Source organism: Sinomonas susongensis (assembly GCF_005877005.1).
Taxonomy (GTDB): Bacteria; Actinomycetota; Actinomycetes; order Actinomycetales; family Micrococcaceae; genus Sinomonas; species Sinomonas susongensis.
In genome coordinates, this window is record NZ_SSNH01000011.1 from 1 (window position 1) to 14,363 (window position 14,363).

The window sequence follows — 14,363 nt, forward strand, 5'->3', positions numbered from 1 at the left end:
CCAAAAAACCCAGCCCACACCACCACAACGGCAGCACAGGCCAGACAATCCAGCCATTCAAAAAAACGGCATCGAATCAAACATGGCACACTATTGAGTTCTCAAACAACAGGCCCCTCCGGAACCCACCAGAACCTCTGGCCCGCTCCGAAGCAACTTTCCTAACCTACCAGATCCTCGCTTTTCCCTCAAATTCCCATTCGGTCTTCCGAGGTTTGGCAATTGATCTGCTCCGTCCGTCGTCTCACACGCAGCATCGCTGCCGTTCGACTGTCGGAGGAGGGTTTCGGCCGCCGAGGCCTTCGCGGTGTTCCGCGTTCCGTCGGCGACTCGGAATACATTACCGGCCCCGTCGGGTCGCGGCAAATCGAGGAGCTGTGGGCTCCAACACAGCGCCTGCCAGAGCGGCCGCACCGGGATCGCATACCCCGTCGGGGTATTGACCGATACCCCCTCCGGGTATAGCTTCCCGGTATGGAAATGGAAGCCAGCGCCACGGATCCACCCACTCCAGTCCACGGCTACACCGCCAACAAGTCCGCGTACCTGCTCCGGCTCAAGCGGATCGAAGGCCAAGTCCGCGGCATCGCCCGGATGGTGGAGGACGACAAGTACTGCATCGACATCCTGACTCAGGTCTCGGCAGTTACGAAAGCCCTCCACGCAGTCAGCCTCGGTCTCCTCGAGGAGCACATCGGCCATTGTGTTGTGGGCGCTGCAAATGAACCCGACCCCGAGCGGCGCTCGGAAGAGATCGACTCCAAGGTCAAGGAGGCAGCCGATGCGATCGGACGACTTCTCCGGTAGCGCCGGGGCCGTGTCCAGCACGAGCCCCGCGATGAAGCCCGGAAACCAGACAGCCCCTGACGAAGGAGCCGAGATGGCGCATTTCAAGACCACCGTGCACGTGGACGGCATGACCTGCGGCCACTGCGTCGCAGCTGTCACCGAGGAACTCGAATCGATCGACGGCGTTGAAGAGGTCTCAGTGGATCTCAACGCCGGCGGGATCTCCGAAGTGACCATCGACTCTGACCGCAAGCTCAAGCACGAGGCCATCAGCGAGGCGATCGCGGAGGCAGGCTATCTCGTCGTCGACAATCAGGCCTGAGGTGACAGGCCGTCCGCTGCTGAGGGGGATCGGAAGCATGCCTGTCCGCGATGCTGCCCGCGTCGTCCAACTCGACATCCAGGGCATGACCTGTGCCTCGTGCGTGCGCCGGGTGGAACGCAAACTCGGCGCGCTCGAGGGGGTGCACGCGACCGTGAACCTCCCCCTTGAAACTGCCCGCGTGTTGGTGCCCCCGACGGTGGATGACCAGCAGCTCATCGATCGGGTCGCGGCCGCGGGCTACGCCGCGCGACTGCACGAGGCGGCGGAACGCAGCGAGGAGCAGGACAGCCCTGGCGCTCGGCTTGTGCCGCGCCTCACCGTGGCTGCGATCCTCACCGTTCCGGTCTTCGCATTCTCGATGCTTCCCGGGCTGGAGTTCCCCAACTGGGGCTGGTGGGCTGCCGCCCTGGCCCTGCCCGCGGCGACCTGGGCGTCCTGGCCGTTCCACCGAGCGGCGGCGATCGCCGCTCGCCACGGCTCGTCGACGATGGACACGCTCGTTTCCCTCGGCGTCATCGCTGCGTACGCCTTCTCGCTCGGGCAGCTCATCGCCGATCCCGCACTCACGGCAGACCCCAGCATGGGAAGCGGAACCCTCTACTTCGAGGTCGCCGCCGTCGTCGCGACGTTCCTCCTGCTGGGACGGTTCTTGGAGGCGCGAGCGAAGGCGCGCGCCGGAAGCGCCCTGAAGGCCCTGCTGGATCTCGGCGCGAAGGACGCAGCGCTCCTCGAGGACGGCGTCGAATACAGGATCCCGGCCGACGAGCTCGCGCCGGGCGACTTCTTCGTCGTGCGCCCGGGCGAGAAGATCGCCGCAGACGGAGTCGTGCGCGAGGGGAGCTCGGCCGTCGATGCCTCGCTGATCACCGGCGAATCGCTGCCGGTCGAAGTCGGGCCCGGCGACCGAGTCACGGGCGCAACAGTCAATGCCTCCGGTCGGCTCGTCGTCGAGGCGAGCCGTGTGGGGTCGGAGACCACGCTCGCCGCAATGGCCCGGCTCGTGTCCGAGGCACAGGCCTCGAAGGCACCCATCGCACGGCTCGCGGACCGCATCAGCGGGGTGTTCGTCCCAGTGGTCCTCGCCATCGCGGTGATCGCCTTCGGCAGCTGGCTCCTCACCGGCGGGGGCATCGACGCCGCGACCACGGCCGCCGTCTCCGTCCTCGTCATCGCCTGCCCCTGCGCGCTCGGGCTCGCGACCCCTGTCGGCCTGCTCGCCGGCAGCGGCAGGGGCGCGCAGCTCGGCATCCTGATCCGCGGTCCGCAGGTCCTCGAAGACACCCGCCACGTCGACGCGCTCGTACTCGACAAGACCGGCACTGTCACGACGGGGCGCCTCTCGGTCGACGCCGTCGACCCGGTCCCCGGCTGGGACGCGAGCGAAGTGCTGACGCTCGCCGGCGCCGTCGAGTCCGCGAGCGAGCACCCCGTCGCCCAGGCAATCGTCGCGGCGGCGTGCGCGGGCGCAGCGGGCGCAAGCCTGCCGGCCGTCGACGGCTTCCGCGCGGTGCCCGGCGGCGGCGTAGTGGGCCTCGTCGGCGGGAAGAGCGTCGTCGTGGGCCGCGCGTCCTGGCTCCGCGAGAATGGCATCGACGTTCCCGGGTCGCTTCGCGACGTGTTCCGCAGGCGCGAGGAATCCGGCGCGACGGCGGTCTGGATCGCGGTCGACGGGGATGCCGCGGGCGCGGTGAGCCTGCGCGACACGGTCAAGCCGGGTTCCGCAGCAGCTGTCGAACGCATCAAGGCGCTCGGCCTGCGTCCCGTCCTGCTCACGGGCGACAACCCCGCGGTCGCGGCGCGGGTCGCCGCGGAGGTGGGGATCGCGCCGTCGGACGTCTTCGCCGGCGTGAGCCCCGAGGGGAAGGTCGAGGCCGTGCGCCGCCTTCAGGCGGAAGGCGCGACGGTGGCGATGGCGGGCGACGGCGTCAACGACGCCGCGGCGCTCGCCCAGGCCGACCTCGGGATCGCCATGGGCTCCGGCACGGATGTCGCGCGCGAGGCCGCAGACCTGACCGTCATGGGGGACGACCTCGGGCAGGTTGCGCTCGCCATCGAGCTCTCGCGGGCCACGCTGCGCACCATCAAGACGAACCTGTTCTGGGCCTTCGCCTACAACACGGTCGGCATTCCGGTCGCCGCGCTCGGCCTGCTCAACCCGATGATCGGTGGCGCGGCCATGGCCGCGAGCTCGCTGCTCGTCGTCGCCAACTCGCTCCGGCTCACGCGCTTCGCGCGCTAGGCGGACCGGGTCGGCAGCGGTTCCGGCCCGGCGTCCTCGAGCGACGGCTCAGCAAGGGGTGCGCGCAGCTCGTCCACCCGGACGAGGACGACGCCCGCGACGATGAGCGCGCCGCCGAGTGCCTGGATCGGGGCGGGAACATCCCCGATGAAGAGCCACGAGGCCAGCACCGAGAACAGCACCTCGGTCAGCGAGACGAAGCTCGCGACCTTCGGACCGAGACGCTGTGCGGCCACGATGCCGAGCGAATAGGCGGCGACTGCCGCCACGAGGGTGATGCCGAGGATCGGCACGAGCCAGCTTGTCTCCGTGCCCCACAGCCGGACGGAACCGAAGGTGGCGGAGAGGGGAAGGACGCCGACGAGGGCCAGGACGCCGATCGCACCGGCACCGAACACCATGCCCCCACCCACCATCGCGAAAGGCGGCAGAACGCCGTCGGCCTTGGCCGAGAGCACGAAGTACACGGCGAGGCACGCGGCCGCTCCGACGCCCCAGAGGACGCCGATCGGGTCGACCCGGGTCGCGCTGAAGAGATTGAGGACGAGCACGAGTCCGAACATGGCGACGACGGTTCCGGCGATCGTCAGCAGCCCCGGACGACGGCGGCTCCGCAGCCACAGCCAGCCCACTATGACGATCGGGGCGAGGTATTCGAGCATGAGGGCCACCGGCGGGCTCATGCGGGCCACCGCGTTGAAGTAGCAGAACTGGCAGAGCGCGACGGCAACCGTGCCGTACGCGGCCATGATCCCGAGTCCCTGACGCAGCCGGCTCCAGTGCCCCCGCATGACCAGGAGCGTCGGCACGAGCATGACGGCGGCGGCGAGCCCGATGCGCGTGCCGACCGTAGCGCCGGGGCTCCAGCCGGCCTCGAGGAGGGACTTCCCGAGAGGGCCGCTGCCGCCGAAGGTGGCAGCGGACAGCAGCGCGTAGACGAGGCCAGACGCCGAACGGTTGGCGGACACGGGTGAGACCTCCAAAGGGTCGGAATCCTGCGCTCCAAGCGAATCTTGCCCGCGTCAGGACCAAAGCGAGTGTATGGTGGTGACACTAGACCCCGGGAAGTCAGGAGTCAAAGTGCTATTCGCCAATGACACCGAAGTTGCGCTGCGCAGCGCGGTGAACCTCGTCAACACCCTCGATTCCGATGGAACCGACGACTTGCTCACGCTCGCCGACTTGGACCGCTTCATCGAGCAGGAGGCGTTCACCGGCTCGCGGACGCACGACGACGACGAGCTCGCCACCGTGCGCGAGCTGCGAGCCCGGCTCCGGAGCCTGTGGGACGCATCCGAGGACGAGGCCGTGGCCCTCGTCAACGACCTCCTCCGGGAATCGCAGGCGCTTCCCCAGCTCGTCAAGCACGACCACTGGGACTGGCACCTCCACGCCACCACCCCCGAAGCCCCCCTCGCCCAGCGCATGGGGACCGAGGCCGCCATGGCATTCGTCGACGTCATCCGTTCGAAAGAGCTCGACCGCCTGCGCGTCTGCGCGGCCGACGACTGCGAAGCGGTTCTCATCGACCTCTCCAAGAACCGCTCGAAGCGGTACTGCGACACGGGGAACTGCGCGAACCGGGCCCACGTCCGCGCGTACAGGGAACGCAAGGCCGCGGGCTAAGCCGGGATCCGGGAGGCGCTTGGTACCCTTCGGAAAGGGCCTCCCCCTGATCCGCGCGTCGGCGGGGACGAGGCCATTCCGTCTCCGTCGGACGCACCGGCCTCCGCCAGCCCGACGCCTGCTTTCAGGGGGTGACCCGCACGTGCCCACCACGCTGCTGAGGGCGCGCACGCTCGACGAGCTCAGGTCCAAGGCAATAGCCCTCGGTCCGGGTGCGCGTCTCATCAGCGCGGAGGCCGTACGGCCCTCCGGACTCGCCCGCCTTCGCAGGCTCCGCTTCGAGGGCCTGGCCGTGATTCCCGATGTCGACGAATCCGACTTCGGTCTGGTCGAATCCGGGCGCGACACCCTCCCCGACCTCGGGCCCATCGCCCCGGGCGACGACGTCTCGGCCATGCTGCACGAGCTCGGCGCGCCGCTCATGGTCGATGAACGTGCTGGCGGAGGTCCGCTGCGCGCGCCGGGGAGCCTGACCGTCGTCGCGGCCCCGCACGACGCCGCTCTCGGGCCGGCCATGGCACTCGCCGAGACCGTGGGCGGCCAGCTGTACACGTCCGGCCTGCTCGAGGCCTACGGCAGGCCCGGTCTCGAAGGCCGGCGGCAGGCTGCCGCTGCACGCGAGCAGGGCGCGGCCCTCGGGAAGCCCGTCGTCGTCGCGTTCGGCCTGGGCCGACCGGCCTGGACGGCGTCGAATGCCGCCGCCGCGGAGCGCCTGCACGCCGATCAGGTATGGCTCGTCGTCGATGCCCGGCACAAGCACGCGGACACGGCGTCGTGGGTCGCCGCGGTGCAGACGCGGCTCGTCGTCCACGCCCTCGCAGTCACCGGCCTCGGGGAGACCTCCACGCCAGGGACGGTAGAGCGCCTCGGAGTGCCGGTCGGGTGGACCGACCAGAGCCCCGTGTGGAGCTGAGCGGTCAGCGGAGAACGCGCCCCTGCGCGTCGGTCCGGAACGGCTGGGCGCCCAAAACGATAAGCGTTCCCTCGACGATTCCCCACAGGAAGACCGCGCCGTAGGTCGCCTTCGCGAACAGGATCGCGGCCATGATCTGCACCACTCCCATGGCGGTGTACCCGAGGTAGAAGCGGTGTGCACCGAAGGCGCCCAGATAGATGCCGAGGAGGCCAGCCACGGCACGACGGCGCGGCGAAAGGCGGGCTGCTGAGGCAAGCCCGGCCTTCTGGCCGGAGGCCGCGGGGAGGTACGTCATGCGATGGGCTCACAAGGTCTCGTCTGGCTGGTCCGCCCCCGCCGGCTGGGCCGGAGGAGTCGTGCTCTCTCAATGTACATGTCAAAAAGAAACTACGCATTGGACATGTACAATCCGAGTGCACGCTAGGAGATCGAATGACAATCATCAGTCCCGCCGCCGCGGCCGTACGCCTGCGCCGCGGAGAGAGCTTTGCGCTCACGTCCGGGACTTCACGTCGCGAGGGGACAGTTGTGGCCGTCCACCCGGCGGGATTCGTCTGGTTCGACGACGAGGAGACCAAGCGGCTCCTGCTTGCCGACCTCGCCCACTGGGACGCTGTCGAAATCGGGGCGGCGCCCGTCGTCTCCCGAGTCTCCCGCCGCTGATTCCTCCCCGCCCGTCGCTCCGGACCGGCGCCCCCGGCCTCAGCCGCCGGAAGCGGGACGAGCGCTAGGGACTCGCCTGGACTAGGACTGGCGTGGGGTAGGACTGGCCAGGGCTAGGACTGGCCTGGACTAGGACTCGCCTGGACTAGGACTGGCCCTCGGGGTCCTTCGGGGCTCCGCCCGCAGAGCCTTCCTCGGGCCGTGACGCACCGTCGTCGGCAGCGCCCGGCTGGGACTTCGGCCGCTTGAGGCGATCCTCGGACCGCAGGTTGACTCCCGAGCCCTGGCTGAGGTGCTCGGGGTTCTCCTTGTACGTCATCGAGAGCATCGCAGCTCCGACGAGGCATGCGATGAACGCGATTCCACCACCAGCAAAGGCCAGGTCGAACCGCATTCCATGGCCCGTTCCGCCCGAGGCGAAGAACAGGACGGCGACGAACGCGACGACGCCGAAGAAGGCGGAGAACATGAGGGGTCCCTTGATGCCAACGCGCGGTCCGCGTGGGGATTCTTCGGTCATGGGCCCTCCTTGCGCTGTCAGCGCTGCTGTGGGTGCGGCGGTGAATCTCGGGCTCTGCGCTTCATGCCTGGCCGGGAGTTCTACGCCAAGTAGAAAGCAGAACCCTTCAATTCTAGGCCACTCGGGCCGCGCCTGCTGAATCGTGCCTGAGGCTCAGGGCGGCGATCGCGAGCAGGACGCCCGTGATGATGGCCCCTCCCCCGGCGACGCCCAGCAGCGCGTGCGGTCCGAGTCCCGCGAAGAACGGAAGCAGGGCTCCGGCGCCGAGGCTCACGACACCGGTGATGGGGAGGTCCCTCCCCAGTGGTGCAACGCCCGACGCCGCGCCGCGGCGCGCGAGCACTGCACGAACCACGTCTGAGGCACCCACGAGGACGAGCGCCAGCGCTCCAGTCCCCGCCAGCATGCCCAAGGACGGGACCGCGACAATCACGATTCCGCCGCAAGCAGCCAACGCATAGGGGACGAGGGCCGTCAGCGCCGAGCCGCGGCCGGGCTCCGGCCGCTCCGAGCGGACCAGCCACGCCTGCACGGCCAGCAAGAGCCAGAGGTAACCGGCGAACACCCAGGCGGCACCCGTCGTCGTCGGCTGCCCCCAGAAGACCGTGACCGCGCCGAAGGCGAGCGCGGCGAGTGCACGGCCCAGAACGGGAGGCCAGAGGCGGGCACGGTCGGGCGACGGAGAGTCGGCAGGCATGTCGCAAGTCTAGTCGGCACCCGACGGCGCATCGCGGTCCTCCCTAGCCGACGACGAACTACCCGGCCCCGAGCACCATCCACCTGCTCCCCCGCGCCCGCAGGCCGAGCGTGAGGGCCCGGGCGAGCATGTAGCCACCCGCGAAGGCTCCCCACAGCCACGCGAGCCCGGCCGGACCGGCGACGGCCGACACCCCGACGGCGGCGAGCAGCGGCCCGTAGACCACGAGGTTCAGGACGCCCGCGAGCGCTAGGTAGCGCGCGTCGCCCGCGCCGATGAGCACGCCGTCGAGCACGAAGACGAATCCGCACACGGGCTGGCTCGCTGCGAGCACGAGCAGAGCCGGCGTCAAAGCCTCGTGCACGGCGGGGTCCGACGTGAAGATCCACCCGGCCCACGGCGCAGCGACCGCGAGCGCGGCTCCCGTCAGGACACCGAACCCGAGGGACCAGCGGACCATGGTTCCCGTGAGCTGCCGCGCCCGTTCCGCGTTGGAGGCCCCGAGCTCCTTGCCGATCAAGGACTGTGCTGCGATCGCGAGCGCGTCGAGGGCGAACGCGAGGAAGTTGAACATCGTCATCGCGAGCTGGTGAGCTGCGAGGTTCTGGGCTCCCTGCGCGGTCGCCACCACGACCGTGGCGAAGATCGCTGCGCGGAGCGAGGCCGTGCGCAGCATGAGCCACGAGCCGACGTGGGCGGCGGAGAGGATCCCTCCCCAGTGAGGGCCGAGGGAAATCCCCTCGTAGCGCATCCGAGGCACGACGATCGCGAGGTACACGGCTGCCATCCCGAGCTGGGCGACGCTCGTCCCGATGGCCGACCCCGCGATGCCCCACCCGAAGCCGTACACGAACAGGAAGTTGAGCGCCGCGTTGGCCGCGAATCCGACAGTCGCGACAGCGAGCGGCGTCCGCGTGTCCTGCAGCCCCCGCAGCACTCCCGTCCCGGCGTACACGAGCAGCATGCCGACAAGGCCGGGCATCGACCACACGAGATAGTCGACGGCGTACCCCTGAACCGCTGGCGCCGCTCCCATCGCGCGGACGACGGCGGGCGCGGCGGCCCAGCCGACCGCTGCCATCACGACGCCGAGCAGAAGCGCGAGCCAGACGCCGTCGCGCGCCGCAGCCATCGCCCGCCCGGCCTGACCCGCTCCGAGGAACCGGGCCACAGCAGGGCCCGTTCCGTAGGCGAGGAACACCATGAGCCCGACGACCGTCTGGAGGACCGTCGTCGCGAGGCCCAGGCCCGCGAGCTCGGCGACGCCGAGGTGACCGACGATGGCCGAATCGGCGAGCAGGAAGAGCGGCTCCGCGACGAGCGAGCCGAACGCAGGCAGGGCGAGGCGGAGGATCTCGCGGGCGACCGACCGGGCAGGCGCCGCCCCGTCGATCGCGTGTGGGCGGCGTGCACCCCTGTCCTCTTGAGCGCCGACGTCTCCGCCCTGCTCCTTTGCCCCTTGCCTCCGGTCCATGCTGTCCACTGTAGGACGGCGGTCCGACACGCCGGATGGAGCCGCGGGACCTGATGCGCTGGAGCCCCGAAGCGCGGATCAGGGCAGAATAGACACCTTGACCGATCCACCTGCAGGGTTGGCAACGAGGTTGATCGCGTCCAGGAATCCTTCGAGGAAGAACTGGTGGCTGCAGATCTCCTCCATGGGGAGGGCACCCGACTCCAGCAGTCGGAGGGCCGCAGGCCAGCAGTGAGGGCCGAGGTGTGCCCCGAGGACGTTGAGCTCCTTGTCGTCGCCGATAATCGACCAGTCGACCGTGGCTTCCGACCGGAACACGGAGTATTCGACGTACGTGCCGAGCTTGCGCAGGATGTTGAGCCCCTGGGAGACGGCCGATGGGTGGCCGGTAGCCTCCAGGTAGACATCGGCCCCATAGCCTTCGGTGAGATCCTTCACGATCTGGACCGCATCCTCTTTGCCAACGTTGATGGTGAGATCGGCCCCGCATTTCTTTGCAAGTTCGAGCTTTTCGTCCACAGTGTCCAGCGCCACCACCATCGCGGGATTCTTCGAGCGCGCGCCAGCGAGCATGCCGAGCCCGATCGGACCGCACCCGGCGACGACGACGACGTCCTCGAACTTGATCTCAGCGCGCTCTACGGCGTGCAGCGCACAGGAAAGGGGTTCGGCGAACGCTGCGTGTTGTGCCGGAATGCCAGACGGGGCCCGGTGGACTCGTGCCCGCGAAGGGACAACGAGGTATTCGGCCATGGCACCGTTGAAGCCACGGAACCCGAACATCTCGTGAGGGGCGCACATCCAGTACTGGCCGCGCTGACAGTACCGGCACTCCTCGCACGGCACGATCTGCTCGCACACGATCCGCGTGCCCAACTCGAGGGCGCGCTGCGAGAGAGCCCGTTGGCCGGCGGCCACTACAGTGCCGACGAACTCATGTCCAGGAATGATGCCCTTCTGCGCCCATGCTGGCCGGTTCTCGTCGCCCCAGAACTTGGCGGCCCCGTGATAGCACTTTACGTCGCTTGCGCAGACCCCCACGGCCTCGACCTTGATGAGCAGCTCGTCCTGATCAGGCGTCGGCACGGGCACCTCTTCCAGCCGATAGTCCTCAGGCCCGCGGCAGACAACGGCCCGCATCATCGCAGGCAGCGCCGCACTCGGCTCAGTTCTCCCAGCCAGACTCGTCATGGTGGTCCTTTCTACTGTCGAGGGTGTTTGCGGGCGACGAGAACGCGTACGCCTTTGTCACGCAGGCGGGCGATGTGCTCACTGTCAGTTCCGGCATCGACAATCACAGCGTCGAACCGCTCCAGCGACAGCATCGCGTGCAAGGCCCGCTTCTCGAACTTCGTGTGGTCAGCTAACAGGATCCGCTTTGCAGCGGCGTCGAACATCGCCCGCTTCACGTCGACCGTCTCCTGCGTCTGGTGGAAGGCAATGTCATCGGTGATTGCCGACGTCGACATGAAGAGGACGTCCGCACGGAGCGACGCAATTGCCTCTGTGGTCATACGGCCCATGAATGCGCTGCACCAGTTGTAGTACTGGCCACCGAGCGCGAGAAGCGAGATCCCGTTCGTTCCGCGGAGGTCATTGATGATCGTCAGGGTGTTGGTGATGACTGTGAGGGGGGCCCGGTCCCTCAGATGCGGCACCAGATGGAGCGTCGTGGTCGAGTCGTCGAGGATGATCGCCTGACCCGGTTCGATGAACTCGAGGGCTGCTTGGGCGATGGTCTCCTTCTCGGCCAGCTGCCGACTTGAACGGTACACATCGCTGGATTCCACCAGGGCCGTAGACGTGGCCGTTGCAATCCCCCGATTTTTCCGGATGAGCCCCTGGTTCTCGAGTTCGTCCAGATCGCGGTGGACAGTCATCACGCTGATGCCGAAGCGTTCGGCAAGTTGCTCTATGCGGATCGCGCCCTCCGCCATAACGGCATCGCTGATCGCGCGCTGGCGCTGCATCTGCCGGCTCTGGCGTGTAGCGGTCGAAGCCTCGTCCGGTTTCAGCGTCATACCTCTCAAACTCACCCAGTGCTCACATGAGGATCACTTAGCAGAGCCGCCTCGTCAAGGATCAGCGCGAGCCGACGAGGGTCGTGGGCGAACCGGCCGAGGAAAAGCCCGTCTGCTCTTCCTGCCAAGGCGGAGAGCGTCCCCGGCTGGGCGCTTCCGCCGTAGAGGACCAATGCGGAGCCGATGCGGCTGTCGGCGTCGAGGCTCGCCCGCAGCCCTTCGATGACCGCACCCGCATGCTCGGGATCCGCCGCCTCCGCCTGCCCGATGGCCCACTGCGGCTCGTAGGCCACGACGATGTCACACCCGGAGGCGCCGGGTGGGAGACCAGCGAGCGCGGAGGCAAGCTCCTCGCCCGCTTGCCGTGCTGCGGCTGCCGATTCAGCCCTCGACGTCTCCCCGACGCACAGGACAGGTGTAAGGCCGTTCCGCAATGCAGCCGCGAACTTGAGCCGGACGGCTTCGTCGTCGTCCCCGAACAGCGCTCGCCGTTCGGCGTGCCCGACCTCGACATACGCACATCCAACCGCCTTCAGGTCAGCCCCGCTGACAGCCCCCGTAAAGGCGCCCCTGTCTTCCCAGAACAGATCCTGGGCTCCGACCTTAACTGGGGTTCCCGCAAATGCATTCCGGACATCTGGGAGGGCTGGCAACGAGGGCAACACCAAAAGCTGGACTCTGCCTTCTGCGACTGCCGGGTGCTCGCGCACGAGGTCTGCGACCGCTTTGGACCACTGCACTGTGCTCTCGACACCCAGATAGAGCTTGAGGCTCACGGCGAGGACGATGGGGGCATGGCTCCCGCCTCGGAGCCGAGCGGCAGGATCAGTCACAGGACCCCGTGCCCTCATATCCTTCGATGACCGCGACCTTCTTCGCGGAAGCCGAGGAGTCGTCGAACTCGTATCCAAGCCATTCCCGGGCAAGCCGACGGGCAAGCTCGAGGCCGACGACCCGCTGCCCAAACGTGAGGACTTGAGCGTTGTTGCTGAGGACGCCGCGCTCGACGCTGTAGCTGTCATGAGCGGTCACCGCTCGGATTCCGCGGACCTTGTTGGCTGCAATGGCGACACCGAGACCGGTGCCGCACACGAGGAGCGCGCGGTCAGCCTCGTTGTCGCGCACCTTCTCGGCGGCTGCGATGGCAACGGCCGGATAGGCCGTGTGGTCCTGCGCGTCGACTCCGACGTCGATGACCACAGAGACCCTCGGGTCGTTCTCGAGATCGGCCTTCAACGCCTCCTTGTACTGGAAGCCTGCATCGTCGGATCCCACCACGATTCGCCAGGTTCGGCCCACGTCAGTTCTCCTTCAGTTCGTGTTCATAGAGGGCGCCGCCCACCGCGGTCACCGCGAGAGCGAACGAGACGGCGCCCGGGTCAGGGGTGCCGAGGCTCTTCTCCATGTGCGGCCGGGCCCGTCCGAGCCGTGGCAGGAGGTCTGCGGTCGCGGCCGCGGCGCCTGTTGCAGCGGCCGCGGCCGCCGTCCAGGCGGTGGCCAGTTCCTGGCCGTCCGAGACAAGGCCGGTCAGACGCTCCGAGAAGGGCACCAACGCGTCGACGAGTGTCTTATCTCCGACCTGAGCCTTTCCTGTGCGCTGCACTGCCGCCCGCGCCTCTGCGACTGCTTGGGCCACTGCGGCAGCATCGGGTGCTTCGGCATCACCGATGTGCTCGCCCATGGTCCGGAGGCCGAGGCCCCAGAGCGCTCCCGAAGTACCACCGGCCTTGTCGGCCCATGCTTCTCCGGCCTGAATGAGGACGGTGCCAGCTCCAGCTCCCGCAGCGCTGGCAGCCGTCGCCGCTGCGGCCGCGGCTCTGGCGCCTCGCCGCATGCCGATCCCATGGTCGCCGTCCCCAGCGATCGCATCGAGGCGGCCAAGTTCGTCGGCTTCGCGGTCGATCACTTGCCGGATGGAATCGAGGGCTTTGAGCACCCTGACTCCCGCGGCAGAGGATTCCCCGGAGGCCGCGACGATTGCACAGACGTCCGCTTCGCCCTCCTCGGAGGCGATCAACGGTGTCTCCGCGACGTGCACGGCTCCCTTGCGGAAGGCCGGTGTATAGGCCGGTGAGCGCCACGCCCGCTCGAGCTCGTCGTCAAGCCAGACCACAGTGAGTGACAGCCCAGCCATTTCGAAGCTCGTCGCATACTCGCCGACTTCTGGATCCACGATAGTGAGCCCGGCGCCTTGCATCAGGGAGGCTACCGCGCCGTAGAGCAGGAAGAGCTCCTCGGACTTGACAGAACCAAGCCCGTTGATGATGACGCCGATCCTCCCTCCCTCGGCGGAAACGCCCTCTGGTCGCTCGGCGAGGACCCGCGCCGTGAGTAGTTCGGCAAGCTCGCGGGCAGACGACATCGGGACTGTCTCGATCCCCGGTTCGCCGTGGATGCCCATTCCCACGGCCATCATCCCCGCGGGAACCGTGAAGAGCGGCTCAGGAGCCCCGGGAAGGGTGCACCCGGAGAAAGCGACCCCCACGGAGCGTGTTCGCTGGTTAGCGCGGGCTGTGAGCCCAGCGACGGATTCGAGGTCGAAGCCTTGCTCCGCGGCCCATCCTGCGGTCCTGAAAACCACGAGGTCACCAGCGATGCCGCGACGCTTCTCCTGCTCGTGGGCAGGTGCACTACAGATGTCGTCCGTGACCCGAACTGTCTCGCACGGTATTCCCTCGGAGCGCAGTTGGTCCTGCGCCTGATCGAAATTGAGGGCGTCCCCCGCGTAGTTGCCATACGCGAGGAGTACCCCGGCATCGGAGGCGACTGCGCGCGCGACCGCGACCACTTGCCGCGCGCTTGGGGAGGCGAACACGTTCCCCATTGCCGCACCATGGGCTATCCCAGGACCCACGAGGCCGGCGAAGGCGGGGTAATGGCCGGAGCCGCCGCCGATCACTACGGCCACCTGCCCGGGGGGAGTCGCAGTGGCACGCGCGACGCCACCACGGACGCGGCGGACGAGATTACGGTGGGCGGCGACGAAGCCGTCAGCGGACTCATCGGCGAACATAGCCGATTCGTTCAGAACGTAGCTCATGATCCCTCTCGTGAACTGGGGGTGGGGGCGGATGCCTGAGGATTGCATCCGCC

General features: G+C 68.3%; 16 protein-coding genes. 6 read left to right on the forward strand and 10 right to left on the reverse strand.

The genetic code is table 11. The features are described from left to right. Nucleotides 1-474 precede the first annotated feature (474 nt). The 3 genes from E6A21_RS14220 to E6A21_RS14230 all read left to right on the forward strand — a co-directional run bounded on the left by E6A21_RS14220 (nt 475) and on the right by E6A21_RS14230 (nt 3,353). Nucleotides 475-807, forward strand: a complete 333-nt coding sequence (locus E6A21_RS14220) for a metal-sensitive transcriptional regulator (RefSeq protein WP_138444829.1) — start codon at nt 475-477, stop codon at nt 805-807. A 73-nt stretch (nt 808-880) separates the two neighbouring features. Further along, on the forward strand, nt 881-1,111 hold the full coding sequence (locus E6A21_RS14225) for a heavy-metal-associated domain-containing protein (protein ID WP_138444830.1): 231 nt from the start codon (nt 881-883) through the stop codon (nt 1,109-1,111). A 37-nt stretch (nt 1,112-1,148) separates the two neighbouring features. Continuing rightward, complete coding sequence (locus E6A21_RS14230) at nt 1,149-3,353, forward strand: heavy metal translocating P-type ATPase (protein ID WP_138444831.1); 2,205 nt, start codon at nt 1,149-1,151, stop codon at nt 3,351-3,353. On the opposite strand, the gene E6A21_RS14235 is transcribed toward E6A21_RS14230, so the two are convergent. Continuing rightward, nucleotides 3,350-4,321, reverse strand: coding sequence for an EamA family transporter (locus E6A21_RS14235; RefSeq protein ID WP_138444832.1), 972 nt, complete (start codon nt 4,319-4,321; stop codon nt 3,350-3,352). The two genes, E6A21_RS14230 and E6A21_RS14235, sit on opposite strands and share 4 nt — an antisense overlap. 112 nt (nt 4,322-4,433) lie before the next feature. Between E6A21_RS14235 and E6A21_RS14240 the strand changes: the two genes are divergently transcribed. Next, nucleotides 4,434-4,979 (forward strand): CGNR zinc finger domain-containing protein, encoded by a 546-nt coding sequence (locus tag E6A21_RS14240; RefSeq protein WP_138444833.1) that lies wholly within the window; start codon nt 4,434-4,436, stop codon nt 4,977-4,979. Nucleotides 4,980-5,121: 142 nt separating this feature from the next. Continuing rightward, nucleotides 5,122-5,892 carry a hypothetical protein gene (locus E6A21_RS14245; RefSeq protein ID WP_138444834.1) on the forward strand — a complete coding sequence of 257 codons (771 nt, stop codon included), beginning with the start codon at nt 5,122-5,124 and terminating at the stop codon, nt 5,890-5,892. 4 nt (nt 5,893-5,896) lie between these two features. Here E6A21_RS14245 and E6A21_RS14250 read toward each other — a convergent pair whose 3' ends face one another. Next, on the reverse strand, nt 5,897-6,190 hold the full coding sequence (locus tag E6A21_RS14250; protein ID WP_138444835.1) for a TM2 domain-containing protein: 294 nt from the start codon (nt 6,188-6,190) through the stop codon (nt 5,897-5,899). A 137-nt stretch (nt 6,191-6,327) separates the two neighbouring features. Between E6A21_RS14250 and E6A21_RS14255 the strand changes: the two genes are divergently transcribed. After that, nucleotides 6,328-6,558 (forward strand): hypothetical protein, encoded by a 231-nt coding sequence (locus E6A21_RS14255; protein WP_138444836.1) that lies wholly within the window; start codon nt 6,328-6,330, stop codon nt 6,556-6,558. A 145-nt stretch (nt 6,559-6,703) separates the two neighbouring features. Here E6A21_RS14255 and E6A21_RS14260 read toward each other — a convergent pair whose 3' ends face one another. From E6A21_RS14260 to E6A21_RS14295, 8 genes are all read right to left on the reverse strand, one after another. Continuing rightward, nucleotides 6,704-7,078, reverse strand: coding sequence for a hypothetical protein (locus E6A21_RS14260; protein ID WP_138444837.1), 375 nt, complete (start codon nt 7,076-7,078; stop codon nt 6,704-6,706). Nucleotides 7,079-7,190: 112 nt separating this feature from the next. After that, nucleotides 7,191-7,775: a hypothetical protein gene (locus E6A21_RS14265; protein WP_138444838.1), complete on the reverse strand. Its 585-nt coding sequence runs from the start codon at nt 7,773-7,775 to the stop codon at nt 7,191-7,193. 58 nt (nt 7,776-7,833) lie between these two features. Next, a complete protein-coding gene (locus E6A21_RS14270) occupies nt 7,834-9,249 on the reverse strand; it encodes an MATE family efflux transporter (RefSeq protein ID WP_138444839.1) in 1,416 nt (471 codons plus the stop codon). A 78-nt stretch (nt 9,250-9,327) separates the two neighbouring features. Beyond that, nucleotides 9,328-10,440, reverse strand: coding sequence for an alcohol dehydrogenase catalytic domain-containing protein (locus E6A21_RS14275; RefSeq protein WP_138444840.1), 1,113 nt, complete (start codon nt 10,438-10,440; stop codon nt 9,328-9,330). Nucleotides 10,441-10,451: 11 nt separating this feature from the next. After that, nucleotides 10,452-11,270 (reverse strand): DeoR/GlpR family DNA-binding transcription regulator, encoded by an 819-nt coding sequence (locus E6A21_RS14280; protein ID WP_138444841.1) that lies wholly within the window; start codon nt 11,268-11,270, stop codon nt 10,452-10,454. Nucleotides 11,271-11,281: 11 nt separating this feature from the next. Continuing rightward, nucleotides 11,282-12,103 carry a triose-phosphate isomerase family protein gene (locus E6A21_RS14285; RefSeq protein WP_246036524.1) on the reverse strand — a complete coding sequence of 274 codons (822 nt, stop codon included), beginning with the start codon at nt 12,101-12,103 and terminating at the stop codon, nt 11,282-11,284. Continuing rightward, a complete protein-coding gene (locus E6A21_RS14290) occupies nt 12,096-12,569 on the reverse strand; it encodes a ribose-5-phosphate isomerase (protein ID WP_138444843.1) in 474 nt (157 codons plus the stop codon). The genes E6A21_RS14285 and E6A21_RS14290 overlap by 8 nt, the downstream gene beginning before the upstream one ends. 1 nt (nt 12,570) lies before the next feature. Further along, on the reverse strand, nt 12,571-14,310 hold the full coding sequence (locus E6A21_RS14295) for a dihydroxyacetone kinase family protein (protein WP_138444844.1): 1,740 nt from the start codon (nt 14,308-14,310) through the stop codon (nt 12,571-12,573). Nucleotides 14,311-14,363: the final 53 nt, after the last annotated feature.

Bases quoted from the DNA above. Each gene is read 5' to 3' on its own strand.
- E6A21_RS14270 (WP_138444839.1), bottom strand. From the start codon at position 9,249: ATGGACCGGAGGCAAGGGGCAAAGGAGCAGGGCGGAGACGTCGGCGCT.
- E6A21_RS14230 (WP_138444831.1), top strand. From the start codon at position 1,149: ATGCCTGTCCGCGATGCTGCCCGCGTCGTCCAACTCGACATCCAGGGC.
- E6A21_RS14280 (WP_138444841.1), bottom strand. From the start codon at position 11,270: ATGACGCTGAAACCGGACGAGGCTTCGACCGCTACACGCCAGAGCCGG.
- E6A21_RS14265 (WP_138444838.1), bottom strand. From the start codon at position 7,775: ATGCCTGCCGACTCTCCGTCGCCCGACCGTGCCCGCCTCTGGCCTCCC.
- E6A21_RS14260 (WP_138444837.1), bottom strand. From the start codon at position 7,078: ATGACCGAAGAATCCCCACGCGGACCGCGCGTTGGCATCAAGGGACCC.
- E6A21_RS14250 (WP_138444835.1), bottom strand. From the start codon at position 6,190: ATGACGTACCTCCCCGCGGCCTCCGGCCAGAAGGCCGGGCTTGCCTCA.
- E6A21_RS14295 (WP_138444844.1), bottom strand. From the start codon at position 14,310: ATGAGCTACGTTCTGAACGAATCGGCTATGTTCGCCGATGAGTCCGCT.
- E6A21_RS14275 (WP_138444840.1), bottom strand. From the start codon at position 10,440: ATGACGAGTCTGGCTGGGAGAACTGAGCCGAGTGCGGCGCTGCCTGCG.
- E6A21_RS14255 (WP_138444836.1), top strand. From the start codon at position 6,328: ATGACAATCATCAGTCCCGCCGCCGCGGCCGTACGCCTGCGCCGCGGA.
- E6A21_RS14220 (WP_138444829.1), top strand. From the start codon at position 475: ATGGAAATGGAAGCCAGCGCCACGGATCCACCCACTCCAGTCCACGGC.
- E6A21_RS14225 (WP_138444830.1), top strand. From the start codon at position 881: ATGGCGCATTTCAAGACCACCGTGCACGTGGACGGCATGACCTGCGGC.